Source organism: Thioclava sp. F1Mire-8, from assembly GCF_002213165.1.
Lineage (GTDB): Bacteria > Pseudomonadota > Alphaproteobacteria > Rhodobacterales > Rhodobacteraceae > Thioclava > Thioclava nitratireducens.
The window spans coordinates 332,381-357,561 of the sequence record NZ_NBNY01000002.1 but is presented as its reverse complement, the minus strand read 5'-3'; the positions used below and the strand labels follow the sequence as shown (position 1 = coordinate 357,561).

25 protein-coding genes and 1 tRNA gene are annotated in these 25,181 nt (G+C 64.1%); 9 read left to right on the top strand and 17 right to left on the bottom strand.

Annotated elements, in window-relative coordinates:
* Nucleotides 1-76: 76 nt before the first annotated feature.
* Nucleotides 77-1,969 (top strand): monovalent cation:proton antiporter-2 (CPA2) family protein, encoded by a 1,893-nt coding sequence (locus B6V75_RS10255; protein ID WP_088719619.1) that lies wholly within the window; start codon nt 77-79, stop codon nt 1,967-1,969.
* A gap of 87 nt (nt 1,970-2,056) precedes the next feature.
* On the opposite strand, the gene B6V75_RS10250 is transcribed toward B6V75_RS10255, so the two are convergent.
* From B6V75_RS10250 to B6V75_RS10230, 5 genes are all read right to left on the bottom strand, one after another.
* Nucleotides 2,057-2,566 (bottom strand): CarD family transcriptional regulator, encoded by a 510-nt coding sequence (locus B6V75_RS10250; RefSeq protein WP_075774088.1) that lies wholly within the window; start codon nt 2,564-2,566, stop codon nt 2,057-2,059.
* A 320-nt stretch (nt 2,567-2,886) separates the two neighbouring features.
* Nucleotides 2,887-3,225 (bottom strand): ferredoxin FdxA, encoded by a 339-nt coding sequence (fdxA, locus tag B6V75_RS10245; protein ID WP_075774087.1) that lies wholly within the window; start codon nt 3,223-3,225, stop codon nt 2,887-2,889.
* Nucleotides 3,226-3,326: 101 nt separating this feature from the next.
* A complete protein-coding gene (locus tag B6V75_RS10240) occupies nt 3,327-3,617 on the bottom strand; it encodes an RNA-binding S4 domain-containing protein (RefSeq protein ID WP_075774086.1) in 291 nt (96 codons plus the stop codon).
* 9 nt (nt 3,618-3,626) lie between these two features.
* Nucleotides 3,627-6,467 carry a helicase-related protein gene (locus B6V75_RS10235; protein ID WP_088719618.1) on the bottom strand — a complete coding sequence of 947 codons (2,841 nt, stop codon included), beginning with the start codon at nt 6,465-6,467 and terminating at the stop codon, nt 3,627-3,629.
* Between the two features lie 19 nt (nt 6,468-6,486).
* Entirely contained in the window at nt 6,487-6,990 is a 504-nt protein-coding gene (locus B6V75_RS10230; RefSeq protein ID WP_233242988.1) for a tetratricopeptide repeat protein, read from the bottom strand.
* 134 nt (nt 6,991-7,124) lie between these two features.
* Here B6V75_RS10230 and B6V75_RS10225 point away from each other — a divergent pair, with 134 nt between their 5' ends.
* Nucleotides 7,125-7,412, top strand: coding sequence for an SCP2 sterol-binding domain-containing protein (locus B6V75_RS10225; RefSeq protein ID WP_075774083.1), 288 nt, complete (start codon nt 7,125-7,127; stop codon nt 7,410-7,412).
* Entirely contained in the window at nt 7,412-8,395 is a 984-nt protein-coding gene (locus B6V75_RS10220) for an alpha/beta hydrolase (protein WP_088719617.1), read from the top strand. The genes B6V75_RS10225 and B6V75_RS10220 overlap by 1 nt, the downstream gene beginning before the upstream one ends.
* Here the strand turns inward: B6V75_RS10220 and B6V75_RS10215 are convergent.
* The 4 genes from B6V75_RS10215 to B6V75_RS10200 are packed head-to-tail and all read right to left on the bottom strand — an operon-like array spanning nt 8,376 to nt 12,322.
* Complete coding sequence (locus B6V75_RS10215) at nt 8,376-9,101, bottom strand: peptidase (RefSeq protein ID WP_075774081.1); 726 nt, start codon at nt 9,099-9,101, stop codon at nt 8,376-8,378. The two genes, B6V75_RS10220 and B6V75_RS10215, sit on opposite strands and share 20 nt — an antisense overlap.
* A gap of 32 nt (nt 9,102-9,133) precedes the next feature.
* Nucleotides 9,134-9,946, bottom strand: a complete 813-nt coding sequence (locus B6V75_RS10210) for a transglutaminase family protein (protein WP_075774080.1) — start codon at nt 9,944-9,946, stop codon at nt 9,134-9,136.
* Entirely contained in the window at nt 9,943-10,905 is a 963-nt protein-coding gene (locus B6V75_RS10205; RefSeq protein ID WP_075774079.1) for an alpha-E domain-containing protein, read from the bottom strand. Before B6V75_RS10205 ends, B6V75_RS10210 begins: the two co-directional genes overlap by 4 nt.
* A 4-nt stretch (nt 10,906-10,909) precedes the next feature.
* Nucleotides 10,910-12,322 (bottom strand): circularly permuted type 2 ATP-grasp protein, encoded by a 1,413-nt coding sequence (locus B6V75_RS10200; RefSeq protein WP_075774078.1) that lies wholly within the window; start codon nt 12,320-12,322, stop codon nt 10,910-10,912.
* 233 nt (nt 12,323-12,555) lie between these two features.
* Between B6V75_RS10200 and B6V75_RS10195 the strand changes: the two genes are divergently transcribed.
* On the top strand, nt 12,556-14,376 hold the full coding sequence (locus B6V75_RS10195; protein WP_088719616.1) for a M3 family oligoendopeptidase: 1,821 nt from the start codon (nt 12,556-12,558) through the stop codon (nt 14,374-14,376).
* A 175-nt stretch (nt 14,377-14,551) separates the two neighbouring features.
* Here the strand turns inward: B6V75_RS10195 and B6V75_RS10190 are convergent, their stop codons facing one another.
* From B6V75_RS10190 to lgt, 4 genes are all read right to left on the bottom strand, one after another.
* Complete coding sequence (locus B6V75_RS10190; RefSeq protein WP_088719615.1) at nt 14,552-15,346, bottom strand: Hint domain-containing protein; 795 nt, start codon at nt 15,344-15,346, stop codon at nt 14,552-14,554.
* Between the two features lie 659 nt (nt 15,347-16,005).
* Nucleotides 16,006-16,758 (bottom strand): peptidoglycan editing factor PgeF, encoded by a 753-nt coding sequence (gene pgeF, locus B6V75_RS10185; protein WP_075774327.1) that lies wholly within the window; start codon nt 16,756-16,758, stop codon nt 16,006-16,008.
* A gap of 25 nt (nt 16,759-16,783) precedes the next feature.
* On the bottom strand, nt 16,784-17,866 hold the full coding sequence (locus tag B6V75_RS10180; protein ID WP_088719614.1) for an SAM-dependent methyltransferase: 1,083 nt from the start codon (nt 17,864-17,866) through the stop codon (nt 16,784-16,786).
* Complete coding sequence (lgt, locus tag B6V75_RS10175; protein WP_077701393.1) at nt 17,863-18,759, bottom strand: prolipoprotein diacylglyceryl transferase; 897 nt, start codon at nt 18,757-18,759, stop codon at nt 17,863-17,865. The genes B6V75_RS10180 and lgt overlap by 4 nt, the downstream gene beginning before the upstream one ends.
* Nucleotides 18,760-18,891: 132 nt before the next feature.
* Between lgt and B6V75_RS10170 the strand changes: the two genes are divergently transcribed.
* On the top strand, nt 18,892-19,140 hold the full coding sequence (locus B6V75_RS10170; RefSeq protein WP_088719767.1) for an accessory factor UbiK family protein: 249 nt from the start codon (nt 18,892-18,894) through the stop codon (nt 19,138-19,140).
* 263 nt (nt 19,141-19,403) lie between these two features.
* On the opposite strand, the gene B6V75_RS10165 is transcribed toward B6V75_RS10170, so the two are convergent.
* Nucleotides 19,404-20,414 carry a PhoH family protein gene (locus B6V75_RS10165; protein ID WP_075774073.1) on the bottom strand — a complete coding sequence of 337 codons (1,011 nt, stop codon included), beginning with the start codon at nt 20,412-20,414 and terminating at the stop codon, nt 19,404-19,406.
* A gap of 508 nt (nt 20,415-20,922) precedes the next feature.
* On the opposite strand from B6V75_RS10165, the gene B6V75_RS10160 reads away from it, so the two are divergent.
* On the top strand, nt 20,923-21,291 hold the full coding sequence (locus B6V75_RS10160) for a hypothetical protein (protein WP_075774072.1): 369 nt from the start codon (nt 20,923-20,925) through the stop codon (nt 21,289-21,291).
* Between the two features lie 76 nt (nt 21,292-21,367).
* Here the strand turns inward: B6V75_RS10160 and miaB are convergent, their stop codons facing one another.
* Entirely contained in the window at nt 21,368-22,690 is a 1,323-nt protein-coding gene (miaB, locus tag B6V75_RS10155) for a tRNA (N6-isopentenyl adenosine(37)-C2)-methylthiotransferase MiaB (RefSeq protein ID WP_088719613.1), read from the bottom strand.
* Between the two features lie 151 nt (nt 22,691-22,841).
* On the opposite strand from miaB, the gene B6V75_RS10150 reads away from it, so the two are divergent.
* From B6V75_RS10150 to B6V75_RS10145, 3 genes are all read left to right on the top strand, one after another.
* A complete protein-coding gene (locus tag B6V75_RS10150) occupies nt 22,842-23,726 on the top strand; it encodes a glycosyltransferase family 2 protein (protein WP_075774070.1) in 885 nt (294 codons plus the stop codon).
* Between the two features lie 176 nt (nt 23,727-23,902).
* Nucleotides 23,903-24,070: a hypothetical protein gene (locus tag B6V75_RS18690; protein ID WP_157771603.1), complete on the top strand. Its 168-nt coding sequence runs from the start codon at nt 23,903-23,905 to the stop codon at nt 24,068-24,070.
* Nucleotides 24,067-24,216 carry a hemin uptake protein HemP gene (locus tag B6V75_RS10145; RefSeq protein WP_075774069.1) on the top strand — a complete coding sequence of 50 codons (150 nt, stop codon included), beginning with the start codon at nt 24,067-24,069 and terminating at the stop codon, nt 24,214-24,216. The genes B6V75_RS18690 and B6V75_RS10145 overlap by 4 nt, the downstream gene beginning before the upstream one ends.
* 107 nt (nt 24,217-24,323) lie before the next feature.
* On the opposite strand, the gene B6V75_RS10140 is transcribed toward B6V75_RS10145, so the two are convergent.
* Nucleotides 24,324-24,397, bottom strand: a tRNA-Gly gene (locus tag B6V75_RS10140).
* Nucleotides 24,398-24,433: 36 nt separating this feature from the next.
* Nucleotides 24,434-25,102 carry an SOS response-associated peptidase gene (locus B6V75_RS10135; protein WP_088719612.1) on the bottom strand — a complete coding sequence of 223 codons (669 nt, stop codon included), beginning with the start codon at nt 25,100-25,102 and terminating at the stop codon, nt 24,434-24,436.
* Nucleotides 25,103-25,181: the final 79 nt, after the last annotated feature.

The following is a 25,181-nucleotide window of genomic DNA, read 5'->3' as shown; positions in this document are numbered from 1 at the left end:
GCGCTGGATTACGCTGGGACGTAGACGCGTCGCGCCCCTCCCCCTCCCGCGCACCGCCCAAGGAAACAAGCCGCCGATGGAAAGCTTTCTCTTTCAAGCCACGTTGTACCTGCTCGCGATGGTGATCGCAGTGCCGCTGGCCACCCGTGCCGGCCTTGGCTCTGTGCTGGGCTACTTGATCGCGGGCATCCTGATCGGCCCGGTCACGGGGCTCTCCGGCGCCGAGATGACCGACCTGCAGCATTTCGCCGAGTTCGGCGTGGTGATGATGCTGTTCCTGATCGGACTGGAGCTGGAGCCGCGTGCGCTATGGGCGATGCGCGACAAGCTGGTAGGGCTCGGCGGGTTGCAGGTGCTGGTCACGATGATCCTCGTCACCGCGATCGTGATGGCGATGGGCGAGGATTTCCGCGTCTCGCTCGCGATCGGGATGACGCTGTCACTGTCCTCGACGGCGATCGTGTTGCAGACTCTCAACGAGAAGCGACTGATGCAGACGGCGGGCGGGCGGTCCTCCTTCGCGGTGCTGCTGACGCAGGATATCGCGGTAATCCCGATGCTGGCGCTGATGCCGCTTCTGGCCCTGCCCGGCGCGCGGGCGGTGGCCAAGGCTGGGCACGGCGATCACGTCGTGGCGCGCGTGATCGACTCGTTGCCCGCCTGGGGCGTCACGGTGATCACGCTGGCCGCGGTCGCCTTCACCGTGCTGATCGGGCATTACCTCGTGCGCCCGCTGTTCCGGTTCGTGCAAGGCGCAAGGCTGCGCGAGGTGAACACGGCGATGGCGCTGCTGATCGTGGTGGGCATCGCGAGCCTGATGAACCTTGTAGGCCTCTCGCCCGCGCTCGGGACTTTCCTCGCCGGGGTCGTGCTGGCCGACAGCGAGTTCAAACACGAGATGGAATCCGATATCGAGCCCTTCAAGGGCCTGCTGATGGGCCTGTTCTTCATCACCGTGGGCGCGGGCATCAATTTCGACGTCATCACCGCGCAGCCCGCGAATATCTTCGCGCTGGTCTTCCTGCTGGTCGCGCTGAAATCGGCGGTGCTTTACGGGCTGTCGGTGCTGTTCAAGATCCGCGGGCCGGATCGTTCGCTGTTCACGCTGAGTCTCGCGCAGGCTGGCGAATTCGGCTTCGTGCTGGTCTCCTTCGCGGTCGGCCAACGGATTTTGCCGAATGCCTTGGCCGAGAAGCTTCTGGTGGTGATCGCGCTGTCGATGCTCATCACGCCCTTGCTGTTCATCCTGCACGAGCAGATCGGCCTCAGGCTGCGCAAGCCGCCGGGCCCCGACCCCGACGCGATCGACGAGCAGCAGCCGATCATCATCGCAGGCGTGGGCCGTTTCGGGCAGGTGGTGAACCGTCTGGTGACGATGTCCGGCATGCGCACGACCGTTCTGGACGCCGATCTCAAGACGATCCAGCTGATGCGAACCTTCGGCTTCAAGGGCTATTTCGGGGATCCGACGCGCCCCGACCTGCTCGCCGCGGCCGGCATCAATCAGGCGCGGGTGCTGGTCGCAGCGCTCGACGGGCGCGAACAGACCACGAAGCTCGTGGCTTATGCGCGCCGCATCCGGCCCGACCTTCACATTGTCGCCCGCGCGCGCGACCGGACGCATGTGTTCGATCTGTATCGAGCCGGCGCGAATGACATCGTGCGCGAGATGTTCGACAGCTCCCTGCGCGCCGGGCGGTATGTGCTCGAGAACGCGGGACTGTCGGCCTTCGAAGCCTCGGAGCTGGAGAAACTGTTCTTCAAGCTCGACCGGGCCGCCGTGCGCGACCTGGCGCAGGTCTGGAAGCCAGGCGTGCCGGTCGAACAGAACGCCGAGTACATCGCGCGCACGAAGGAGCTCAACGCAGAACTGGAAGCCGCAATGATGGAGCAGTTCCGCCGCCGCGGCGAGCGCGACGAAAGCGATCGCGAGGCCCCGGGCAACGAAAAGACCGGGCCGGAAGCGTAATCGCGGGCGACGGCTCCCCTGCCCTTCGCCCATGAAAAAACGCGAGGCTCGCAAGCCTCGCGTTGGAAAACTTCCGCGTGTGCGCGATCAGGCGGCGCGGCCGACCAGAACCTCGTCAACGGTTTTCGCGGCACGCTCTTCGTCGGTGCCCGAAACGGCGGCCACTTCGCGGGTCAGACGCTCGAGCGCGGCTTCATAAAGCTGGCGCTCCGAGTAGGACTGCTCGCGCTGATCGTCGCTGCGGTGCAGGTCGCGCACCACTTCAGCGATCGCGAGCAGGTCGCCCGAATTGATTTTCTGTTCGTATTCCTGCGCACGGCGCGACCACATCGCCCGCTTGACCTTGGCCTTACCCTTGAGGGTCTCGAGGGCCTTGGTCACCATGTCGGGCGAAGACAGGCTGCGCATCCCGACTTCGGTCGCCTTGTGCGTCGGCACGCGGAGGGTCATCTTGTCCTTCTCGAAGGAGATCACGAAAAGCTCGAGCTTGAGCCCGGCGATTTCCTGTTCTTCGATGGACATGATCTTCCCTACGCCATGCGCCGGGTAGACGACGAAATCGTTGGGGCGGAATTCGGTCTTCTTGGTTTTGGTCATGCGGTTCGTTTCCTTGCAGCCGGTCACGAACCCCGGTATCCAGCGAGCATACGACGCCCACGGGGCTCTCTAGCTCCGCGTTCGTCAGTCAGTCACAAGATCTCTTTTGCGGGCGAGCGGGCGACGCAAAAGGTGGGGTCGAACTCATTTGTGACAGTAATATAGCAAGAATCGCATGAATTTCAAAGCGCGTAACTGTCGCGCATATGTAATATGATGCGTTTTCAAAGAGTTACGCAGGGGATTTTGACAAAATGCCGCAGCGTAAAGCGCCCCAATTCCCAGAGAATCGGGGAAAATTGGTCAGAATCACCGACCCGTCAGTCGCCTTCGCCAGGCGCCTCGGAGAAATACTTCTCCAGCTTGCCACTCTCGCCGTCGTATTTCTCGGCTTCTGGCATCGGATCTTTCTTCTGGGTGATCACCGGCCAGAGCTCGGAATACTTCCGGTTTAGTTCGACCCAGGATTCCATTCCCGGCTCGGTATCCGGACGGATCGCATCGGCGGGGCATTCGGGCTCGCAGACACCACAATCGATGCATTCGTCGGGATGGATCACCAACGTGTTCTCCCCCTCGTAGAAGCAATCCACCGGGCAGACCTCGACGCAGTCGGTATATTTGCAGTTGATGCAGTTATCGATGACGACGTAGGTCATTGGTGAAACCCCGATTGAACAGCTTCCTGCCCCGTCCTAGCGGGGGATGAACCCTCTTTCAAGAGAGAGGCCCGGCTTTTCGCTGCGGCATTGCGCACAGCCTATCCCTCCGGTTCGAGCAAGGTGTAAAGCGTCTGAGCCTCGACCGCGGGGCCGCGCCGTGTGCCGCATTCCAGTACCCGCAGCACACAGATTCGTGCGTCTTCGCCCTTGCCGAGCCGCAAGGTCAGCACATCGCCCGGGCCGATCGCCCGACCGGGCTTGTCGATGCGCTGACCGTTGACGCGCGCCTTGCCACCCTGCACCAGCTCCTGCGCGAGGCCGCGGGACTTGCAGAACCGCGCCTGCCAGAGCCATTTGTCGATGCGGATGCGCTCGGGCGCGTCAGCCATGGCGGGACGTTACTTCTTGTCCTTGAGGGCTGCCAGAACCGCGAAGGGGTTGTCCGGATCAACCGGCTTGTCCTTCTTCGGCGGACGAGCCTCGAAGTTGCGCGCGCCTTGCGGTTTGCCACCCTTTTTGCCTTTGCCGTCGCGCTTGCCATGCGGCTTGCCGCCACCCTTGCGCTCGCCACGTTCGCCACCGGGCTTGCCACCCTGCCCCTGATCGCGACGCGGCGGACGGTTGCCGCGCGGACGCGGCGCCCAAGTGAAGGTGTAGAAGACCTCGACCTCGTCGCTGGTCACGTCATCGGCTGCCACCATGTCGCCGCCGGCCTCGGCCGCAGCCTCCGCCTCGGGATGGGTCTCGGCAGGCTGCTCGCCGCCGCCAGCCTCGGCTTTCGCCTCGTCGGCCTGCTCGGTCTTGAGGGCCTCGGCACCGGCTTGCTCTTCGGCCTTCTCAAGATCGGCGGCTTTCACCTTCGCGCGCTCGCCTTTCTCGGCCTTGTAGCCCAGACCGCCCATCAGATCGGCGAACTGATCCAGCGTCATGCCGGTAATCGAGAGCATGTCCGGATTGGCTTCGAACCCGCCGCGGCTATCCTGCGTGCGCAGCAGATCGGCGAGACGTTCGAGCATGTCGATGCGGATCGCCCGCGCGCCGGAGGGGCGGTAGCCCGACAGGCGATAGGTCTCGGCATCGAACGCATCGATATTCGGGATCGTCACGAGGCCCGGAGGCGGGCTTTCGGGGAATTCATCCGCGCCCGACCAGAGCGAGGCCAGCACGAGGCGCAAACGCGTCGGCGCGGGCTTGAGAAGCGCGGGCATGAAGATCGTGTATTGGCCGAAGCGCACACCGTGCTTGCGCAGAGAACCGCGCGCGTCCTGATCGAGATCCTTCACCTCGGCGGCGACCTGCTCGCGCGGGATGATACCCAGCGATTCCACCATGCGGAACGCGAAGCCACGGGCGAGACCCGTCAGCTCTTCGTCGCGACTCATCGCCAGAAGCGGCTCGAACAGGGCAGCGACCTTGCGGTCGATGAAATGCTGTAGACGGCGCGTAACCTTCTCGGCCACATCCGCGCCTGCCTCGTCGTCGACGAAAGCCTGCACGGTCGGCTTCAGGACATCGGGCCCCTTTACCAGCTTGCCGACAGCGGTGTCGCCCCACATCAGGCCGCCCTGCTCGGTAAAATCCATCTCCGTATCGGGCGCATTGTAGAAGCGGTCCGCGCGCAGATTGAACTCGGGCGCGAGCGCCTCATACGCCGCGCGGGCAAGCATCTTCGCCTCGTCTGGCGAGCCGGTCTCGTCCTGCTTGAACCGGAATCCTTCCAGACGGCCCGCGAATTCGCCTTCCACCGTCACTTCGCCCTTGTCGTTCACCTCGGCCACGAGGGTCTCCTTCTGCTTGAGCCGGCGCATCAACACAGAGGTGCGCCGGTCCACAAATCTTTGCGTCAGCGCGCCATGAAGCGCGTCCGACAGGCGGTCTTCTACAGCGCGGGTCGCCTCGCGCCAATGGCTTTCATCATCGACCCACCCTTTGCGTTGCGCAACATAGGTCCATGTGCGGATGAAGGCGAGACGACGCGAGAGCGTGTCGATATCGCCGCCCGTCCTGTCGATACGCTCGATCTGGCGCGCGAGCCAGTCCGAGGGCACGCCCTTGCCCGATTGCAGGAACTCGAAGATGCGCGCCAGAAGCGTTGCATGTTCGGCCTCGGAAATCGAACGAAAATCGGGGATTCGACAGACATCCCAGAGAAGCTGCACGTCCTTTGGACTGGTGACGCGGTCGCGGATTGCCGGATCCTCGGCCAGCACCTTGAGCGCGCGCGCATCGTCGGCCTCGCGTCCCTTGGTCAGCCATTCGCCGCCATCGCGTTCGGCGGGCCGCGCGTCGAGCGATTGGATCAGCCGGTCCACGGTACCGAATTCGAGCCGCGCGTTGCGCCATTGCAGCCTCTGCAGCGGCGCGAAACGGTGGTTCTCGACCGCCTCGATCACCTCGGGCTGCAGCGGCCGCGCCTCGCCGGTCACCCCGAACGTGCCATCGGTGGTGTGGCGCCCGGCGCGACCTGCGATCTGCGCAAGTTCATGCGGGAAAAGCGGGCGCATCCGCCGCCCGTCGAATTTCGACGTGGCCGAAAACGCGACATGGTCGATATCGAGGTTGAGCCCCATCCCGATCGCATCGGTGGCGACCAGATAGTCGACGTCGCCATTTTGATACATCGCGACCTGCGCGTTGCGGGTGCGGGGCGAGAGCGCCCCCATCACCACCGCGCAGCCGCCCTTCTGGCGGCGTATCAGCTCCGCGATCGCATAGGTGTTCTCGACCGAAAACCCCACGATGGCCGAGCGCGGCTTCATCCGGGAGATTTTCTTCGAACCGGAATAGGTCAGCTCGGAAAACCGCTCGCGCTTGGTGAACTGCACCTTTGGCACCAGCGCCGCGATCGCCCCGCGCATCGTCTCGGAGCCGAGGAACAGCGTCTCGTGCAGCCCGCGCGCATGCAGCAGCCGATCGGTGAAGACATGGCCCCGCTCGGGATCGCCACATAGCTGGATTTCGTCGATGGCAAGGAAATCCGCGCCGATCCCCGTCGGCATCGCCTCGACCGTGCAGACCCAATATTGCGTCCGCTCGGGCACGATACGTTCTTCGCCGGTGACCAGCGCCACGACCGAGGGGCCGCGCTGCGCGACGATCCGGTCATAGACCTCGCGCGCCAAGAGCCGCAGCGGCAGTCCGATGACGCCGGTCCGATGCGCCAGCATCCTCTCGATTGCGTAATGGGTTTTGCCGGTATTGGTCGGCCCCAGAACGGCCGTGATCCGCCCGCCTTGCATCGCAGCTCCGTTCCAGCTCTCAGAGAGCCGTGCCCTGATGCGCCTCGTCGAGGCGCGCAATGGCGTCTTTCACATCCTGTTGATGCGGATTCAAGGCAAAAGACTTCTTATAGGCCTCAAGCGCGCGCTTGTCGTCGCCCATCTCCTCGAGGATCGCCCCCAGACCTGCAAGCGCGCCCCAATGTCGCGGCTCCAGCTTCAGGGTACGCGCAATATCCGCCGCCGACGGGCCATAGAGCCCGGCCATGAAATAGGCGGTCGCCCGCCCGTTCCAGCCAGCGGCGAAATCGGGCGCGTGATCGGTGAGCGCCGTGAAATGCTCGATCGCGGCCTCGGTATCGCCGGCGTCCAGCGCCTCTTCGCCGCGCTTCAGGAGCAGGTCCATCGCTGCGGATCCAGACCGCGACCACGCCCTGCGGATGTCCGCCTCGGCGCGCGACCAGCCCGGATCGTTGGGATCGGCCAACTCTTTGAAATACGGGTCCAGACCTGCGGTTTCGGCGCTGGCGGGGAATGCCGCCATTGTTCCCAGCATCGCCGAAAAGCAAAATGCCGTGACGACACATTTGTATCTGTCAAATCGCTGCCACATAAATCATGACTGTAATGCAATTGCCGGAGAATGCGAGAGCCCGGCCATCAAAATTGGAGGACGCGATGAGCGAGGTTATCGACAAGGCCGTTGAGGCGCTGCGGGCGAAACTGCCCGATGGGTTTTCTTCGACTGCAAAATTCGTGATCGAAGGCGAAGGCTCGATCATTGCCGACGAGAACGGCGTGCGTGAAGGCGACGACGACGCGGAAGTCGTTCTGACCGCCGATCGCGAGACCTTCGAAGGCATGCTCAACGGCGACGTGAACCCGACCGCGGCCTTCATGTCCGGCAAACTTTCGGTCGACGGCTCGATGGGCCTCGCCATGCAGCTGGGTGCGGCTCTGGCCTGATGGAACGCGCCCCGATTTTCGAAGAGATCGCGCGCGGCCCCGAGGGCGGCGCTGCCTATTGGCTGACGGCGGAAGATGGGGTGCGGATACGCTTCGCACATTGGCCAGCACCGCCCCAACCACGCGGCACGGTCTTTCTGGGATGCGGGCGCACCGAATATGTCGAAAAATACGGCCCTGCGGCCGCGGAATTCGCGGCCCGGGGCTATGCCATGCTCGCCATCGACTGGCGCGGGCAAGGCCTGGCCGACCGGCTTCTGCCCGACGCACCCGAGAAGGGCCATGTCGGCGGCTTGCAGGATTACCAGTGGGATCTGCATGCGGTGATCGACGCTGCGGACAAGCTCGGTCTGCCGCAACCCTATTACATCGTTGGCCATTCGATGGGCGGCGCAATCGCGCTGCGCGCGGTGATGCATGAACACCATCGCTTCAACGCGGTGGCTTTCTCCGCGCCGATGTGGGGGATCGCCACCTCGCCGCTGCTGCACCCGTTCCGCATCGTGCTGGCAAACCTTCTGGGCGACGGCTTCCTCGCGAACAACTATCCGCCCGGCATGAACGGCACCACCTATGTCTACCGCGACAGTTTCGAGGCGAACCGCCTGACCCGCGATCCCGGGATGTGGGCCTGGCTGCTCGAGCAGGCCGCGAAGCGCCCCGAACTGACGTTGGCCGGCCCGACGATCCACTGGGTCGCCGAGAGCCTGCTGGAATGCGAGGCGCTAGCGGCCCTGCCCTCCCCCGACCTGCCCTGCTATTGCGGCCTGGGCGGGGCGGAGAAGATCGTGCACACGCCCTCGGTCCATGACCGGATGGGGCGTTGGCCAAAAGGCACGCTGGACGTGATCCCCGACGCCGAGCACGAATTGATGATGGAAATCCCCGCAACGCGGAAACGCTTCTACGACGGCTGCACCGCGCTGTTCGACGCGGCGGGCGGGCTGGACGCCCGCGACCCGGTCAAAGCTGAATCTGCGTGAAGCTGTCGCGCAGCGCGTTCGACCAGGCTTCCGACATTTCCGCGAAATCATTGTCGCCCGCCTCGATGCGGCGCTGGCTGGAGATCCGGCACTCGTCCTTCTTGATCACCGCCAGATCGAGCGGCATCCCCACCGAGAGGTTCGAGCGCAGCGTCGAATCCATCGAAAGGAGTACCGCCTTCTGCGCATCGATCAGGTTTGTGTCCGGACGGACCACGCGATCGAGGATCGGCTTGCCGTATTTATGCTCGCCGATCTGCAGGAAGGGCGTGTCCTCGGTGGCTTCGATGAAGTTGCCCTCCGGGTAGATCAGGAACATCCGCATCTCACCGCCCGCGCGCTGGCCCGCGACGATCATCGAGGCCGAGGTCGAAACCCGCTCGGCATCCATCCGGCTGGTGATGTCCTTGCGCACGCCCGCCATCGTGTTGCCGATGATCTCGGCCACTTTCAGCATCGTCGGCGCTTCCATGATCGAGCTGTCGCCCGTCGCGTCGCTCGCATCCGCTGCCTCGCGCAACCGCGCCAGCGTCGTTTGCGTGACCGAGAGCGAGCCCGCGGTCATGATCGCGATCACACGTTCGCCCGGCTCTTCGAAGGTGAACATCTTGCGATAGGTCGCGATGTTGTCGAGCCCGCCATTGGTCCGCGTGTCCGACAGCAGCACCATCCCCTCGTTCAGCAAGAGGCCTACGCAATAAGTCATGTTCGTTCCTTGATCCCTGACAAGCGCGCAATCTATTGCTGGACTTGGTCCAAGGCAACTGTGACGTGCAGTCGCTCCTCGCCCGAGCCTTGGGTGATGCCACGGATCGGCGCGGCTTCGCGCGCATCGAGCCCGGAGCCGAGGCGGATATAGCGCTCGTCCGGGCAGCATTTGTTCGCCGGGTCGAAGCCGATCCAGCCGATGCCCGCGATCCATATTTCGGCCCAGGCATGGGCGGCCTCGTGCGGGGTGCCATCATCGGCCGCGAACAGGTAGCCCGAAACATAGCGCGCAGGCAGATCGGCACAGCGGGCTACCGCGACCAGCGCATGGGCATGGTCCTGACAGACCCCCTCGCCCTGCGCCAGCGCCTCGGCGGCTGTGGTGTGCGAATGGGTGGCGCCCGGCTTGTAGGCGATCGCTTCGGAGATCGCGGCACTGAGGCGATGCGCCCGATCGAGATTTTCCGTGGCCCCTGCAACGGCCTCTTCGGCCAGCGCCGCCAGACTGTCGTCGATCCATGTCGCGACGGTCTCGCGCAGGTACGCCATCGGATGCACCAGCTCGCGGTGACCGCGCAGCACGCCCGAGGTATCGAAAGTTTCGACCTGCCCCGTCACGGTGATCGCGACCTCGTCGACCGGTGGGCGGATCGACCAGCCCTCGATACGGTCACCGGCGCCGTCGCGGAACGACCCGCCCCGGAGACCGCCTTCGACCGAGACGTCCCATTCGATGACGCGCTGGCCCTCGAAGCGCGAGGGGAACATGCGCAGCGACTGCACCGCGGCCCCCATTGGCGCGTCGTAATCATAGGTGGTGACATGGTTGACGGTGAGGATCATCGCGCATCTCCCGACAGGTAGGTTTGCTGAACGAGCGCGGTAAGCTGCCCGATCTCGCCGATAAAACGGGTGAGGAACTCGTGCAGGCCTTCCTCGATAATTTCGGCGACTTGAGTCTGGTTCAGCTCGGTCATCAGCGCCTTGGCCCGCATCTGCGGCAGGCCGGTGCCCGGCTCGACCTCGTAGAAGCTTTCGAGATTGTCGAGGTGGTGCATCGCCTTGCGCGTCGCCGATATCAGCGAGCGCGGGCTGGCCGGGTTGAGGATCAGGAAATGCATGATCTTCGACGCCGTCAACTCGCCGCCATAGGCCCAGTGGAAGGCGCGATAGGATTGCAGCGCGCGCAGCAGCACCTGCCACTGGTAATTGTCGAGGCCAGAGCCCACCATCTCCACCGAGGGCAGGAGCACGAAATATTTCACGTCGATCAGACGCGCGGTGTTGTCGGCCCGCTCCAGCGCATAGCCGAGGTTCATGAAGAAGAACCCGTCATTGCGCAGCATCGTGCCGTCCATCGCCCCACGCAGCAGCGCCGATTGGCGGGCCACCCATTCGCACAGCTCTGTAATCTCCCATTCAGAGCGCGGCTGACGCTCGATCTGGCGGATCTCCTGGAACGCGGTGTTGAGCGTATCCCAGACCTGACCGGTGATCGCCGTACGCACGATGCGCGCGTTCTCCCGTGCACGCTCGACGCAGGATATCACCGAGGACGGGTTGTCGCGATCAAAGAACAGGTAGCTCTCGATGTTGCGCTGCACCGGATCGCCGTATTTCTCGGAGAAGCCATCGGCAGTGCCCGAGGCTTGCAGCAGGCTCTCCCATTCGGAACGGTAGCCATGACCGGTCGACGGCGTCAGCGCGATCCGCGCGCCGACCTCCAGAAGCCGTGCCATCGTCTCTGCGCGCTCCATGTAGCGCGCGACCCAGAACAGGTTTTCAGCGGTTCTACTCAGCATCCGATCACTCCGCCAAAACCCAGGTGTCTTTCACGCCCCCGCCCTGCGACGAGTTCACGACGAGCGACCCTTCAGTCAGCGCGACGCGGGTCAGCCCGCCGGGGACAAGCTCGATCTTCTCGCCGACGAGACAATAGGGCCGCAGATCGACATGGCGCGGAGCCACGCCCTCTTCCACGAAAGTCGGCGTGGTCGACAGCGCGAGCGTCGGCTGGGCGATGTAGTTCTCGGGATTGTCCTCGATCTTGTGGCGGAAATTCTCGATCTGCTCCTTCGTCGATTTCGGCCCGACGAGCATGCCGTAACCGCCGGAACCGTGAACCTCTTTCACCACCAGCTCGTCGAGATGTTCGAGCACGTATTTGCAATCGTCGGCCTTGGCGCATTGCCACGTCGGCACGTTTTCCAGAAGTGGTTCTTCGCCAAGATAGAAGCGCACCATTTCCGGCACGAAGGTGTAGATCGCCTTGTCGTCGGCGACGCCCGCGCCCGGTGCCGAGCAGATCGTCACACCGCCAGAGCGGTAGACATCCATCAGGCCGGGAATGCCCAGCATCGAATCCGGGCGGAAGCAGAGCGGATCGAGGAAAGCGTCGTCGATCCGGCGATAGATCACGTCGAGCTTCTTCGGACCTTCGGTCGTGCGCATCCAGCAAAAGCCGCCCTCGCAGAACAGGTCCGGCCCCTCCACCAGCTCGACGCCCATCAGGTCGGCGAGGAAGGAATGCTCGTAATAGGCCGAGTTGAAATGGCCCGGCGTCAGGATCGCGACCGTCGGCTCGCCCTCGCATTTCGCCGGTGCGACCGAGGCCAAGGTGCGGCGCAGCGCGTCCGAATATCCATCCACCGGTTCGATCCGGTTCTCGCGGAACAGCTGCGGGAACATCCGCATCATGATCTCGCGGTTCTCCAGCATATATGAGACGCCCGAGGGCGTGCGGCAGTTGTCCTCAAGCACGTAGAACTGATCCGGCCCCGTGCGCACCAGATCGACGCCGACGATATGGCTGTAGATGCCGCGCGGCGGGATGAAGCCCGAAACCGCGCGCTCGAACGCATCGTTCTGATAGACCAGCCGCGCCGGGATACGCCCCGCCCGCACGATCTCGCCACGCCCGTAGACATCCAGCAGGAAGGCGTTCAGCGCCCGGGTGCGCTGCTTGATTCCGCGCTCCAACTTACGCCATTCAGCCTGCGTGAAGACGCGTGGAAACATGTCGAAGGGAATCAGGCGGTCCGGGTCGCCGCCCTCGCCGTAGACCGCGAAGGTGATCCCGATCCGGCGAAACAGCGCCTCCGCCTCGGCCTGTTTCATCGCGCGCAGCTCGGAGGGCATTTCGCGCATCCAGCCATCGAGCCCGCTATAGGGCTGACGCACTTTGCCGCCGTCGAACATCTCGTTGAAATACTCTGTCATCGCGCCGGATATGCCCCCCTAGTCTTTTATTTAAGTCTAGGCCGTGTGCCTCGCGAGTAAAAGGCGATGCCCAAAGTTAAGCAACGCGGCGCGCCCGGGGATCGCTCATTTCGCGGCATCTGCCGAAAAATTGTGCAACACCCAGCGAGCCCGCGCCCTTGTCACGGCGGCGCCCCTGCCCCTATCTGGAAAACAACCAAACATACATGAGCCAGACATACATGAGGATGCCCATGACGCTGACACACCGCCGCCCCGTCTTCGATGCGAATGCCAATGCAGGGGCGTTCGGCGATCTGCCCGAATGGGATCTCAGCGACCTCTACCCCGCCCCCGACGCGCCGGAACTGAGCAAGGACATGGCGTGGCTGGAAAAAGCCTGCGCCGAGTTCGCCACCGATTACGAAGGCAAGCTGGCCGATCTCGACGCGGCGGGCATGGCAGAGTGCATCAAGCGCTACGAGGAAATCGACGAAAAAGCGGGCCGCGTGATGTCCTATGTCGGCCTGCGCTATTACCAGAACACGACCGACCCGGCACGGGTGAAGCTGCTGTCCGACGCGCAGGACAAGATCACCACCTACACCACGCCACTCGTCTTCTTCAGCCTTGAGTTCAACCGCATCCCGGACGCGACCTACGAGGCCGTCTTCGCCGATGAGCGCGTCGCCCGCTACAAGCCGGTGTTTGACCGCATGCGCGCGATGAAACCCTACCAGCTCTCCGACGAGCTGGAGAAATTCCTCCACGACCAATCGGTCGTCGGCGCTGCCGCGTGGAACCGCCTCTTCGACGAGACCACCGCGGCGCTGGAATTCGAGGTGCAGGGCGAGAAACTGTCGCTCGAGGCCACCACGACGCTCCTCTCCGACCACAATCGCGAAAAACGCGAAGCGGCGGCGAAGGAGCTGGCGAACGTGTTCGGCGAGAACATCCGCACCTTCTCGCGCATCCACAACACGCTGGCCAAGGAAAAGGAAATCGAGGACCGCTGGCGCAAGATGCCGACGCCGCAGACCGGTCGCCACCTGTCGAACGACGTGGAGCCGGAAGTGGTGCAGGCGCTGCGCGACGCCGTGGTCGCGGCCTACCCGCGTCTGTCGCATCGCTACTACAAGCTGAAGGCGAAATGGCTCGGCCTCGAGAAGCTGCAAATCTGGGACCGCAACGCGCCGCTGCCGACCGAAGCCCCGCGCGACATCATGTGGGACGAGGCGAAGGACACCGTGCTCGACGCCTATTCCGGCTTCGATCCGCGCATGGCCGATATCGCGCAGCCCTTCTTCGAGAAAGGCTGGATCGATGCGGGCGTGAAGCCGGGCAAGGCACCGGGCGCCTTCGCGCATCCGACCGTGACGACCGTCCACCCTTACGTGATGCTCAACTACCTCGGCAAACCGCGCGACGTGATGACGCTGGCGCATGAGCTGGGCCACGGCGTCCATCAGGTGCTGGCCGCGAAACAGGGCGAGATGCTGGCCAACACGCCGCTGACGCTGGCCGAGACGGCCTCCGTCTTCGGCGAGATGCTGACCTTCCGCAAACTCCTCGCTGCGGCGAAGACCCGCGAAGAGCGCAAGACGCTTCTGGCCGGCAAGGTCGAGGACATGATCAACACGGTCGTCCGCCAGATCGCCTTCTATGATTTCGAGTGCAAGCTGCATGCAGCCCGCGCCGAAGGGGAGTTGACGCCTGAGGACATCAACGCGCTATGGATGTCTGTGCAGGGCGAAAGCCTCGGCCCGGCATTCGAATTCATGGACGGCTACGAGACCTTCTGGTCCTACATCCCGCACTTCGTCCACTCGCCCTTCTACGTCTACGCCTATGCGTTCGGCGACGGGCTGGTGAACGCGCTCTACGCCGCCTACGAGGCCGCGCCCGAGGGCTTCCAGGACAAGTATTTCGCGATGCTGGAAGCGGGCGGCTCGATGCACCACAAAGAACTGCTCGCGCCCTTCGGCCTCGACGCCTCCGACCCGGCTTTCTGGGACAAGGGCCTGTCGATGATCGAAGGCTTCATCGACGAGCTGGAGGCGATGGAGGAGGCCTGAACTTCTCCTTGATTGAAATATCCCGGGGGGCGCGCAAGCGCGGGGGCAGAGCCCCCTCCCCGGCCCGCAACAAAAAACGCCGCGCGAGGTTCTCAACGCGCGGCGTTTTCCGTGACCGGCTCCCCACGAGCGCCGTCAACTCCGACCGGAGCCTTTACCCCTTGCAGGCCCTCGCTCAGATCAGCATGTCTTCCACCTCGAACCGGGTCAGCCGCGGTGCGGCGAGCGGGCCGAACTCGCGCAGCCTGTCCATCTGCGGAAACAGCGCGAGGAACAGTTCCGCCATCCGAGGATCGATCATCCGCTCGAAGCCTTCGCCTGGGTGGAAGCTCTCGACCTCCATGCCGCCAACCTTGAGCGAGCCGTGATGCTCCAGCACCAGGTGATAGGCGGAGACCGGCGAGATCGGCGCGACCTCGATCACGCTCACCCCGTCGACGAAAGCCGCAATCGGCGCATAGGCCGCCTCGATCCCCAGACGCGCGCGCAGCCGCGCGTCGCGCAGGCAAATCCGCGCATGCGGGCCCAACACCAGATCCTGCGACGGACGACCATGCCCGAATGCCTCGGCGGTGACGCGGATCATCCCCGCGGCCTTGTCCTTCGCGGCGGGGAACATCGTCATCGACCCTTTCCAGGTGACGGTCTCAACCCGCTCGTCGGCGGTCAGGACGCGCATCCCGGGCACCACATCCTCAATCGAGACGGGGCCCTCCTCGGTCGCGATCACAGCGCCGCGCGCCAAGGCAGAGAACGCCTCCTCGAACAACGGAATCGCCGGGGCGACGCGGGAGGTTTCCTCGATGAACCCATCTGCCTCCAGCCACCACGCGGCATAACGGCGCGTCATCGCGGAGGCGCGCAGGGCGCGTTTCGGCGCATTCGGGCTCGCACGCAAAGGGCGCGGCAGAGGCGGTTCGGAACTGTCGGGACGGAGCGCGGCCGCTGCCGTCCGGTGGGGTAGATTCATGCGATAGGCCTTTCGGTCTTCTCACGGCTGCATCGGCCCCCACCGGTTGCAGAGAGACGCTCACAACATGGCTAAAACCGGTGACCCCGTCAAATTTTTGATGCGATTGTCTCACGATCCCCGAGCAGTCGAGACCTGCCCTAACGGCAGGTTTCCCGGGCGCGCACAAACCGCCACAGTCTCACCACATTCAAAGCGAATCACCCGCCTCCAGAGGCACTGGAAGCGGGTGATGAAAATGGCCGGGCGTGGCAGCGCCCGGCCAACTCTCGCATTGCGATCCGCATGACCAATTGCGATCGCGTTGCGAGAAGGGAGATCATTGTGCGGCGCCGACCCTCCGCGGCGCGGCCGCCGCCGTGCGACGCGTCTGAGCGCTGCGCGCATCGCGCGCCCACGGCATCGGCGTGTCGCATTTACGTGCGGAGTCCAGCGCGGTTTTCATCCAGCGGCGGGTCGGTTGTTGCTTGTTCACGTTGTTGTCCCCTCGTCTCAGGATCGTCTTCGATCCGGTTCAGGACTGTTGTGACCGCGCAATGGGGCCAGCATGGGGCAAGAGTGGGAATTTTTCGCGCAAGGAAACGAACGAATGCGGCAAGGCCGATTGTTTCAGAGCTATCTCATGTGCGGGCGGCGCGCCGCCCGCGCCCCCAGATCGATCAGAGGCGGATCGCCGAGAGCAGGCGCCCGTAATCGGCCTCCCCCGCATGGGTCGCGCGGCGGTAGGAATAGAAGCGCTCGGGCTCCCGGTAGGTGCAGCGACGCATCCATTCCGCCTCACCGACGCCCGCCTCGCGCAGCCGGTGCAGCGAGAAGCTCGGCAGGTCGAAATGCGGCTTGCCCGAGGGTCCGGGCGAGAAGAACCGGCTGTAATCCATGTCTTCCATCAGGAACTGCTCCATGAAGTCCTCGCCGACCTCGTAGGAATGAACCGAGATACACGGCCCGATCACCGCGGTGATGTCCTCGCGATGCGCGCCCAGACGCTCCATCGCGTCGAGTGTGTTCTCCAGCACCCCCTCCATCGCGCCGCGCCAGCCCGCATGGGCCGCGCCGATAACGCCCGCTTTCGGGTCCGAGAACAGCACCGGCTGGCAGTCGGCGGTCAGGATCGAGATTGCGATGCCCGGCACCTTGGTCACCGCCGCATCGGCGCGCGGCGGCGGATCGGTGATTTCTTCGATCACTGCGACATCGGGCGAATGCACCTGATTGACGCCCTGCAGCGCGTTCAGCTCAACCCCCAACGCGTCTGCGGCGCGGGCCCGATTGGTACGCACCGCCTCGCTTTGGTCCGACGAACCGGGGCCGCAGTTGAGCCCGGCGAAAATGCCCGAGGACGCCCCGCCCTTGCGGGTGAAGAAGCCGTGCTTCACCGCCCCCAGGGCGGGTGAGGTCAGAATTTCGAGCATCGTCGACATCGTGCCCCCCAATGGCTCAGTCGGTGTTTGGGTCGAAGCCCGGCGGCAGCGGCGCATTCGGCGCCACCAGTGCGAGAGCTTGGAACAGGTGACCCATTTCCTCGGGATGGGTCAAGCGGCGATGCGCGGCGATATGGGTCTCGCGCGCGGCCCCGGATAACGCCTGCGCGAGGCGCTGCGCCCGCGCCGTGATGCCCAGCCGCTCCAGCAGAAGGCCCTGCGCGGTCATCGCCGACACCTTGGCCCCGACCCTGTGCGCCGCCTGCGCCAGAGGTTCGAAATCGACATGGGCGGTCAGGTCCGCCTCACCCGGTGTCGCGAAGGGATCGACGGGTTCATGCGCCTTGAGGGCCTGAAACGTGTCGCCCTTGGAATGCCAGTTGCCATAGTCGATCAGCAACGCCGCGCCGCCTTGGCGCGCGATCCGCGCTGCGAGCCTTTCAGTGAAACTCACCGCAGCGGCACAGGTCTCGACCACATTGCCCGGCACGGTGTCAGCCATGCGCGGCTCCAGAGCCTCGAATCGCGTGGGCGGGGCGAGGCCGGGGGTCAGCGCGCCCTCGTCGGACAATCCGATCTGCCGCTCGGCCCAGCCCTGCTCGACCCGTTGGAACTGCCGGATCGGCAGCGCGTCGAGAAACTCGTTCGCTACGAGGAACAGGGGGGTGTCTGGCAGGTCGTCGATGGTCTCATGCCACACCACCTGATGCGGCGCGAGCTTCTGCTTCTGAATCTCGCGCAGGGTCGGCGAGGCTTCGATCAGATGCACCTCTGCCGCGTCCACCATCCCGCGCACCGCCTTCATCGCGCGCAGCATATCGGCCATCAGCGTGCCGCGCCCCGGCCCAGCCTCGGCCAAGATGAACGGCGTAGGCCGCCCTTGATCGAGCCATGCTTGCGCCAGACACAGGCCCAGCATCTCGCCGAACATCTGTGAAATCTCCGGCGCGGTGATGAAATCGCCCGCGCGCCCGAACGGATCGCGGGTCGCGTAATAGCCATGTTCGGGATGCAGCAGGCAGACGCTCATATAGCGGTCGAGCCGCATAGGCCCCTCCGCCGCGATCTGCGCGGCAAGGATGTCGCCCAGCGGGGTCACGATGCTTTCGGCGCGCGCAGCGCGCGGATCACGAAATACAACCCCACCGCGATCATCGGCAGCGACAGCACCTGCCCCATCGTCAGCCCCCAACCGTCCGTGAAGCGGATCACGTGGCCATAGGGATTGCCGAGGGTCACGAACTGCGGATCGCCCTGCCGGAACAGCTCCACGAAGGCGCGCGCGGCTCCGTAGCCCATCAGGAAGACGCCGAGGCTCAGCCCGGGACGCTTCAGCGAACGACCGAACTTCACCAGCCCCCAGAGGATCAGTCCCAGCAGCAGCCCTTCGAGCCCCGCCTCGTAGAGCTGCGAGGGATGGCGCGCGCAAGACCCGTCCACCTGCCCCGCGATCCCGAGGCAGGTCTGCGCCAGTTCACCGGGGAAGATCACGCCCCACGGCACGTCCGTCGGACGCCCCCAAAGCTCCGGCTTGATGAAGTTGGCGATCCGTCCGAGAAACAGCCCGATCGGCGCCACCAACGCCATCGCGTCGGCGAGTTGCAGCTTCGGCACGTGGTGACGGCGCGCGAACCACCAGCCTGCGACCAGGGTGCCCAGGAAACCGCCATGGAAAGACATGCCGCCCTGCCAGACTTTCACGATGTCGAGCGGATGCGCCAGATACCATGCAGGCTCGTAGAACAGGATGAAACCGAGCCGCCCGCCCAGCACCACACCCACGATCACCGCCGTCAGCAGGTCCTCGACCTTGCCCGGCGCCATCGGCGCGCTGTTCGTCGGCCAGAGCGTATCGCGCTTCATCAGCGCCACGATGATCCGCCATCCCGCGATCAGCCCCGCGATATAGGCCAGCGCATACCAGCGGATCGGCAGGCCCAGACCGGGGATCGTAAGGGCGACCGGATCGAATTGCGGGAAGGGAATGGCCAGAGGCAGCAAGGCGGTCTCCTGTCAGAAATCGCCGCGAGAAAGCCCTGCGCGGGCCGGGAAGTCAACCTTGCCAGCGGCACCGACGCGGCCCATATAGTCAGGGAAGCAGAAATTGACCGCAAGGGGATGCCGATGCAGCCGCCCAACAAGATGTTCGACGAGATGTCCAAGCTGATGACCAACGCGATGGGCGTGGCCCAAGGCGCGAAGGACGAGGCCGAGACGGCGATGAAAAGCTGGATGGACCGGTGGCTCGCCGACCGCGACCTCGTGACCCGCGAGGAGTTCGACGCGGTCCGCACGATGGCGCAGAAAGCCCGCGAAGAGAACGCCGCGCTGAAGGCCCGCATCGAGGCGCTGGAAGGCAAGAAGGAAGACTGAGGTCTTCGCGATGGAATTTGAAAACGCCCGGTCCGAATGGCCGGGCGTTTTTCGTTGGCCCCGTACGGGGGCGACCGCCCCCCGGGGACGGCGCATTGGCGATATCCTCGCGCGTTCGGATATCATGCGGCCTTGCAAGACAAAGCGCCCTCTCGAGGGTCAAGCGCGGCCCTTTGTCAGATTTCCAGACACGTCACCACACAGCGAAATGCCCGCGCCGAGGCGCGGGCAAATCACTAATTCTTCGTTAAAGCCTCCCGGCTTCAGGTGCCTTCCGCCTGATCGTAGGCGTCGATGATCTTCGCGACCATCGGGTGACGCACCACGTCTTTCGCTGTGAAGTAGTTGAAGCTGATCCCCTCGACATGGCCGAGGATACGCTCGGCATCCTGCAGTCCCGAAGGCATCCCGCGCGGCAGGTCCACCTGCGATCGGTCGCCGGTAATAACCATCCGCGAGCCTTGGCCCAGGCGGGTCAGAAACATCTTCATCTGCATGGTCGAGGCGTTCTGCGCCTCGTCGAGCACCACGAAGGCGTTCGACAGCGTGCGCCCGCGCATGAAGGCGAGCGGCGCGATCTCGATCCGCTTCTCTTCCAGCAGCTTCGCGAGCTGCTTGGCGGGGAGGAAGTCGTTCAGCGCGTCGTAGAGCGGCTGCATGTAGGGATCGACCTTGTCCTTCATGTCGCCGGGCAGGAAGCCCAGACGCTCGCCCGCCTCGACGGCCGGACGCGACAGGATGATCTTGTCGACATGCCCGCCGATCAGCATGGTCACGCCCACAGCCACGGCGAGATAGGTCTTGCCGGTGCCCGCCGGCCCGATCCCGAAGGCCAGCTCGTGCTCGAAGAGGTGCTTCACATAGGCCTTCTGCGCCTCGGTGCGCGGCTCGACCTGCTTCTTGCGGGTGCGAATCTCGAACTTGCCCGCCTCGAACATCTCGAGCTGCTCGTCCACCGTGGTCCCGGTGCCACCCAGATCGGCCATGCGCAGTGCGGCATCCACCTCTTCGGCGTCGATCTGCTTGTTCTGTTCCAAGCGCTGATACAGCTGATGCAGCACGGCGGCGGCCTGCGATTGCGCCTCCGGCTCGCCCACCACGGCCAGCTGATTGCCGCGCCGGAGGATGTGAACCTGCAGCTTGTGCTCTATCTGGGCCAGATTGCGGTCGAATTCACCGCAAAGATCGATCAGCAGCCGGTTGTTGGGGAACTCAAGAAGCGTCTCGTGAGCATCCTGAGAGCGAGGCGGGGGTGTGATCGCGCTGAAGCCCAAATACAGAGTCTCCCTAGCTGGTTTGGTAAAGATATGGTGCCTGCCTTGGGGGATTCACGCAAGCACTGGTTTCCCGCCCTCCTAGGCGAGGTATCGAATTTCATCAAACTGAAACGAAAAAACTCAAGCGCGGTTCCGTCTGGTCACTTCGCCTGTTTTTTAGGCAAAGACGGGTCGATCTGGAACGCAAGTCGCTGAGCGGGTCGAACATCCGTGGCACGGTTGCCCCGCGCGACAACCCCGAATCGCCAAGCCGCCGAGGGCCCGTCAAAGACGCAGAATCGCGTAGGAAAAGGCAAGCTTTACACAACCTTAGCGGGAAAACTGTCGCGGAAGGCTAAACATCCTCCATGTTTTTCCCGCCATTGTTTTCACATGCCCGGCAAATATCGACAAACTCTCGCCAATTTGGATTCAATCTGGGCAAACTGCGGGCAGATGGTGCTCGGATCGGAAGGATCACGAGCACCTATGTTATTCCGCTGCCCGATCAGGAGAGTCTCTGAAGATGAAGACCATTGCAATCACCGCCGCCGCGCTGCTCACCGGTATGGCATTCGCTGGCGCCGCCCAGGCCGGTACGAGCTGCTACACCGGCCCGGTGGGGCGCGATCACGTCAACAACAAGACCGTCTGCGGCCCGACCCGCAAGCAACAGATTCATATCGACTGCTTCCGTGGCCCTTGGCGCGAGACGATCTGGGATCACCCGCAGGGCAGCTTCGTCGATGACCTTGTGGCGTTCGGCTACGATTACGGCGATGCGAACGGCCTCGCGACGCAAATCTGCAGAAACGAGAGCCTCGTGGGCAACCCGGAAGGTCTGCGCAAAGAGCTTCTGAAAGCGATCGCGAACGATCCGCCCGGCCCGAACTGATCGGCGAAGGCTTCCAACAAGAAAGGGCCGCGGATGACGCGGCCCTTTTCAATTGATGCAGTGACGCGTTGCGCGCTCAGATCAGCTCGCCCGCCAACGAATTTGGCGCCGTACCGGTTATCCGCACCTTCGCCAGGACGCCGGGACCGAGCCCCTCGCCCGAGACATGGACCGCCTGCAGGTAATCGGATTTGCCTACCCACTGGCCGTCAAGACGACCGGGCTTCTCGAAGAGCACGTTAACTTCGCGCCCGATCATGCTCTCCTGACAGGCCCGCTGTTGCGAGGTCAGAAGCGCCTGAAGCTCTTGCAGCCGCGCGTCCGCGACCTCGGCAGGCACCGCGCCTTTCGCGCCAGCCGCGGGCGTGCCCGGGCGCGGCGAGTATTTGAACGAATAGGCCATGCCGTAATTGACCTCCCGGATCAGCGACATCGTGTCCTCGAAATCCTGATCGGTCTCGCCGGGGAAGCCCACGATGAAATCGCCCGAGATCACGATGTCGGGGCGCGCGGCGCGGATACGCTCGATCAGGCGGATATAGCTCTCCGCCGTATGCTTGCGGTTCATCGCCTTGAGGATCTTGTCCGACCCAGATTGCACCGGCAGATGAAGATAGGGCATCAGCTTCGGCTCGTCGCCATGGGCCGCGATGAGATCGTCTTCCATGTCATTCGGGTGCGAAGTGGTGTAGCGGATACGCTCCAGCCCATCGATCTTGGCGAGCGACCGGGCAAGCCGCGCGAGCGACCAGTCACCGCCCTCTCCCTCGCCGTGATAGGCGTTGACGTTCTGACCCAAGAGCGTGATCTCGCGCACGCCTTTCTCGACCAGCGCCTGCGCCTCCCGCAGGATTTTCTCGGCAGGGCGCGAAACTTCGGCCCCCCGCGTATAGGGCACCACGCAGAAGGCGCAGAATTTGTCGCAACCTTCCTGCACAGTCAGAAACGCGGTCGGGCGCGCCTGCACGGGGCGCGCGGGCAGATGGTCGAACTTGTCTTCCAGCGGAAACTCGGTCTCGACGGGGCGCGCGCCATTGTCGGTGCGGGCGACCAGTGCGGGCAGCTTGTGATAGCTTTGCGAGCCCACGACCAGATCCACCAGATCCGAGCGCCGCAAAATCTCGTCGCCCTCGGCCTGCGCGACGCAGCCCGCGACACCGATCTTCAGGTCGGGCTTGGCCTCCTTGAACGGACGCAGGCGCCCCAGATCGGAATAGACCTTCTCGGCCGCTTTCTCGCGGATATGGCAGGTGTTGAGCAGCACCATATCCGCCGCGCCCACATCGTCGGTCAGCTCGTAGCCCTTGGCGCCCATGGCCTCGGCCATGCGCTCGCTGTCATAGACGTTCATCTGACAGCCATAGGTTTTGATATGCAGCTTTTTCGGAGCGTCGCTCATGCCAATCCTCGCGCGTCTTTCCAGCGCGCCTGATACAGCCAAACCGCCCTTTCCCGCAAGGTCGCGCATGGCGCGGGCCGTAAAGGCTTGATTTCATGCGGGCCTTCTCCGATCCTGCGCCCGAAGACCCCGCGAAAGGGCTAAATCGGGCATGAAATATTCCTCGCTGATCGATTTCCTCACCCGTCAGAGCGCAGCGCTATCCAAAGGTCCGGTCGGCGTGATCCTAGCCGAGGACGGGGTCGAGTTGGAGAGCACGATCCGCCACCATATCGACCTCGGCTTCCCGGTGCTGCTGGTTCTGGGCCATGCCGCGATGGATCTGCCGGACGATCTGGCCGCCGACAGCCCGACGAAAATCCACCGCATCGATTTCGAGCTGAACCGCCGCGACGCAGCCCCCCTCGCGATCAACCCGATCATCGCCGCAGTACCCGGGGGAACCTGGCTCTATTACTGCTTCAACGCGGAATACCTGTTCTTCCCCTTCTGCGAGAGCCGCACGATCGGCGAGGTGCTGAGCTTCCACACCGAAGAACGCCGCGCCTCGATGCTGAGCTATGTGATCGACCTCTATACCGGCGATCTGGAGGCGCATCCGAACGGCGTCGATACCGAGAACGCGATGTTCGACAAGGCGGGCTATTACGCGCTCGCCCGGCTCGATCCCGAGAACCACGACCACCCGAAGGAGCGGCAGCTCGATTTCTTCGGGGGGCTGCGCTGGCGTTTTGAGGAGCACGTCCCCGCCGAGCGCCGCAAGATCGACCGGATCGCCCTGTTCCGCGCCAAGCCCGGCCTGAAGCTGCGCCCCGATCACACGTTCAACGACGAGGAATACAACACCTATTCCTGCCCATGGCACCATAACCTGACCTGTGCGACCGCCTCGTTCCGGGTGGCGAAGGCGCTGAAGTTCAATCCCGGCTCGACCTATGACGTGCACAGCTTCACTTGGGTCAATTCCGAGCGCTTCAACTGGTCGAGTCAGCAACTCATGGATCTGGGTCTGATCGAACCAGGCCAGTGGTTCTGATCCGCCCCTCAAACTGATTCCGAACGGTTCCCCCGTTATCTCTGCGCGGGCGCAGAGCACCCTGCGCAATTCCCTAGTAAAAGAATCATCTTTACAATTCTGATAATTTCACTCAGGTTATTTCCATCAGCCAGTCGATCCCCGACGAGCCGCATATCGCGAGATGGAGACCGGAGATGAAACGCCCCTCTTCCCCCGGCCCCCGATACCGGGCCGACACGCATGTTGATACCGACCCGCCGCTGAGCCTGCGCGACATCGTCGAGGCGCTGTGCAGCGGTTTCCCCCCGGGCCAAAGCGCGCTCGAAGCGACGCTCGACCGGATCGAGGGAGGCCAGAGATGAGCATCAATGAAAGCTTCGCCAACGCCCTGCCCGTCCATGACGCGGAGGTGCTGACCGGCAAGGGCAACCTCGCCCATATCGTGCTGGACGGTCAGGTCTATACGCTACGCATCACCAAGGCGGGCAAGCTGATCCTGACCAAATGAGCGCAGCATTGCGCACCCCGCACATCCCGAACGTCTGAAGCCGCCCGATCGTCCCTCGGGCGGTTTTTTCGTCTCGAAGACGCGTATCACAGTGATCTTGGGGAAAATGGAGCGGGTGATGGGAATCGAACCCACGTCTTCAGCTTGGAAGGCTGCGGCTCTACCATTGAGCTACACCCGCACTCTGGCCTCTCCTTAGCGGTCCACGCCGCGCCATTCAAGCGGGATTGGCAAACGGTTCGCGTAAACCCGCCCCGGAGGCGCGGTTCGAGTTCACCTCTTGGCCCACGCGCCACGCCTGCAGGATGCCCTCGGGCCTGGGCTGCATCAGTGTCGCCGCGCCATGGCCCTCCTCGCCCAGCCATTTCGCCCAATCGGCTTGCTCGAGAACCAGCGGCTCGCGGTGATGGATCGGGGCCAGCGTCGGGCCTGCCGGCACCGTCACGATGGCGCAGGTCGTCAGCAACTCGCCGCCCTTCTCCCAGTCCTGCCAGAGCCCACCGAACACCATCGGCGCCCCGTCCCTGCGCGAAACGTAGAAAGGCAGCTTCGCCTCCCCCTCGCGATGCCATTCATAGAAGCCATCCGCCGGGATCAGGCAGCGCCGCGACCGGATCGCCGCCCGGAAGGCGGGCTTCTCCGCCACCGTCTCCGAGCGCGCATTGATCAGCAATGGCCCGTCGGTCGGCGTCTTGTACCAATGCGGGATGAAGCCCCAGCGCATCGCCCGCAACTGCCGCTGCCCCTCACCGGAGACGCAGACCGGCAGGCTCTGGGTCGGGCAGATGTTGAACCGCTCGCCATCGGGCACGTCATTGCCGGGCACCGCCTTGAACAGACGCGCCATCGCATCGACAGGAAGAGTGTTGGCCATACGTCCGCACATGGCACAAAGCTATGCCGCCACGCGCGCGGCACAAGCCCCACGCTTGACCGGACGGCGCGTTTTCGGGCAAGGGAAAGCC

What these genes read in the sequence shown, in the direction of transcription:
- pgeF (WP_075774327.1), bottom strand. Translation starts at nt 16,758, where the DNA reads ATGCTCGAAATTCTGACCTCACCCGCCCTGGGGGCGGTGAAGCACGGC.
- fdxA (WP_075774087.1), bottom strand. Translation starts at nt 3,225, where the DNA reads ATGACCTACGTCGTCATCGATAACTGCATCAACTGCAAATATACCGAC.
- B6V75_RS10170 (WP_088719767.1), top strand. Translation starts at nt 18,892, where the DNA reads ATGCAGCCGCCCAACAAGATGTTCGACGAGATGTCCAAGCTGATGACC.
- B6V75_RS10255 (WP_088719619.1), top strand. Translation starts at nt 77, where the DNA reads ATGGAAAGCTTTCTCTTTCAAGCCACGTTGTACCTGCTCGCGATGGTG.
- B6V75_RS10230 (WP_233242988.1), bottom strand. Translation starts at nt 6,990, where the DNA reads ATGGCGGCATTCCCCGCCAGCGCCGAAACCGCAGGTCTGGACCCGTAT.
- B6V75_RS10200 (WP_075774078.1), bottom strand. Translation starts at nt 12,322, where the DNA reads ATGACAGAGTATTTCAACGAGATGTTCGACGGCGGCAAAGTGCGTCAG.
- B6V75_RS10205 (WP_075774079.1), bottom strand. Translation starts at nt 10,905, where the DNA reads ATGCTGAGTAGAACCGCTGAAAACCTGTTCTGGGTCGCGCGCTACATG.
- B6V75_RS10210 (WP_075774080.1), bottom strand. Translation starts at nt 9,946, where the DNA reads ATGATCCTCACCGTCAACCATGTCACCACCTATGATTACGACGCGCCA.
- B6V75_RS18690 (WP_157771603.1), top strand. Translation starts at nt 23,903, where the DNA reads ATGAAACGCCCCTCTTCCCCCGGCCCCCGATACCGGGCCGACACGCAT.
- miaB (WP_088719613.1), bottom strand. Translation starts at nt 22,690, where the DNA reads ATGAGCGACGCTCCGAAAAAGCTGCATATCAAAACCTATGGCTGTCAG.
- B6V75_RS10195 (WP_088719616.1), top strand. Translation starts at nt 12,556, where the DNA reads ATGACGCTGACACACCGCCGCCCCGTCTTCGATGCGAATGCCAATGCA.
- B6V75_RS10150 (WP_075774070.1), top strand. Translation starts at nt 22,842, where the DNA reads ATGAAATATTCCTCGCTGATCGATTTCCTCACCCGTCAGAGCGCAGCG.
- B6V75_RS10160 (WP_075774072.1), top strand. Translation starts at nt 20,923, where the DNA reads ATGAAGACCATTGCAATCACCGCCGCCGCGCTGCTCACCGGTATGGCA.
- B6V75_RS10190 (WP_088719615.1), bottom strand. Translation starts at nt 15,346, where the DNA reads ATGAATCTACCCCACCGGACGGCAGCGGCCGCGCTCCGTCCCGACAGT.
- B6V75_RS10250 (WP_075774088.1), bottom strand. Translation starts at nt 2,566, where the DNA reads ATGACCAAAACCAAGAAGACCGAATTCCGCCCCAACGATTTCGTCGTC.
- B6V75_RS10220 (WP_088719617.1), top strand. Translation starts at nt 7,412, where the DNA reads ATGGAACGCGCCCCGATTTTCGAAGAGATCGCGCGCGGCCCCGAGGGC.
- B6V75_RS10215 (WP_075774081.1), bottom strand. Translation starts at nt 9,101, where the DNA reads ATGACTTATTGCGTAGGCCTCTTGCTGAACGAGGGGATGGTGCTGCTG.
- B6V75_RS10240 (WP_075774086.1), bottom strand. Translation starts at nt 3,617, where the DNA reads ATGGCTGACGCGCCCGAGCGCATCCGCATCGACAAATGGCTCTGGCAG.
- B6V75_RS10235 (WP_088719618.1), bottom strand. Translation starts at nt 6,467, where the DNA reads ATGCAAGGCGGGCGGATCACGGCCGTTCTGGGGCCGACCAATACCGGC.
- B6V75_RS10135 (WP_088719612.1), bottom strand. Translation starts at nt 25,102, where the DNA reads ATGTGCGGACGTATGGCCAACACTCTTCCTGTCGATGCGATGGCGCGT.
- B6V75_RS10225 (WP_075774083.1), top strand. Translation starts at nt 7,125, where the DNA reads ATGAGCGAGGTTATCGACAAGGCCGTTGAGGCGCTGCGGGCGAAACTG.
- B6V75_RS10145 (WP_075774069.1), top strand. Translation starts at nt 24,067, where the DNA reads ATGAGCATCAATGAAAGCTTCGCCAACGCCCTGCCCGTCCATGACGCG.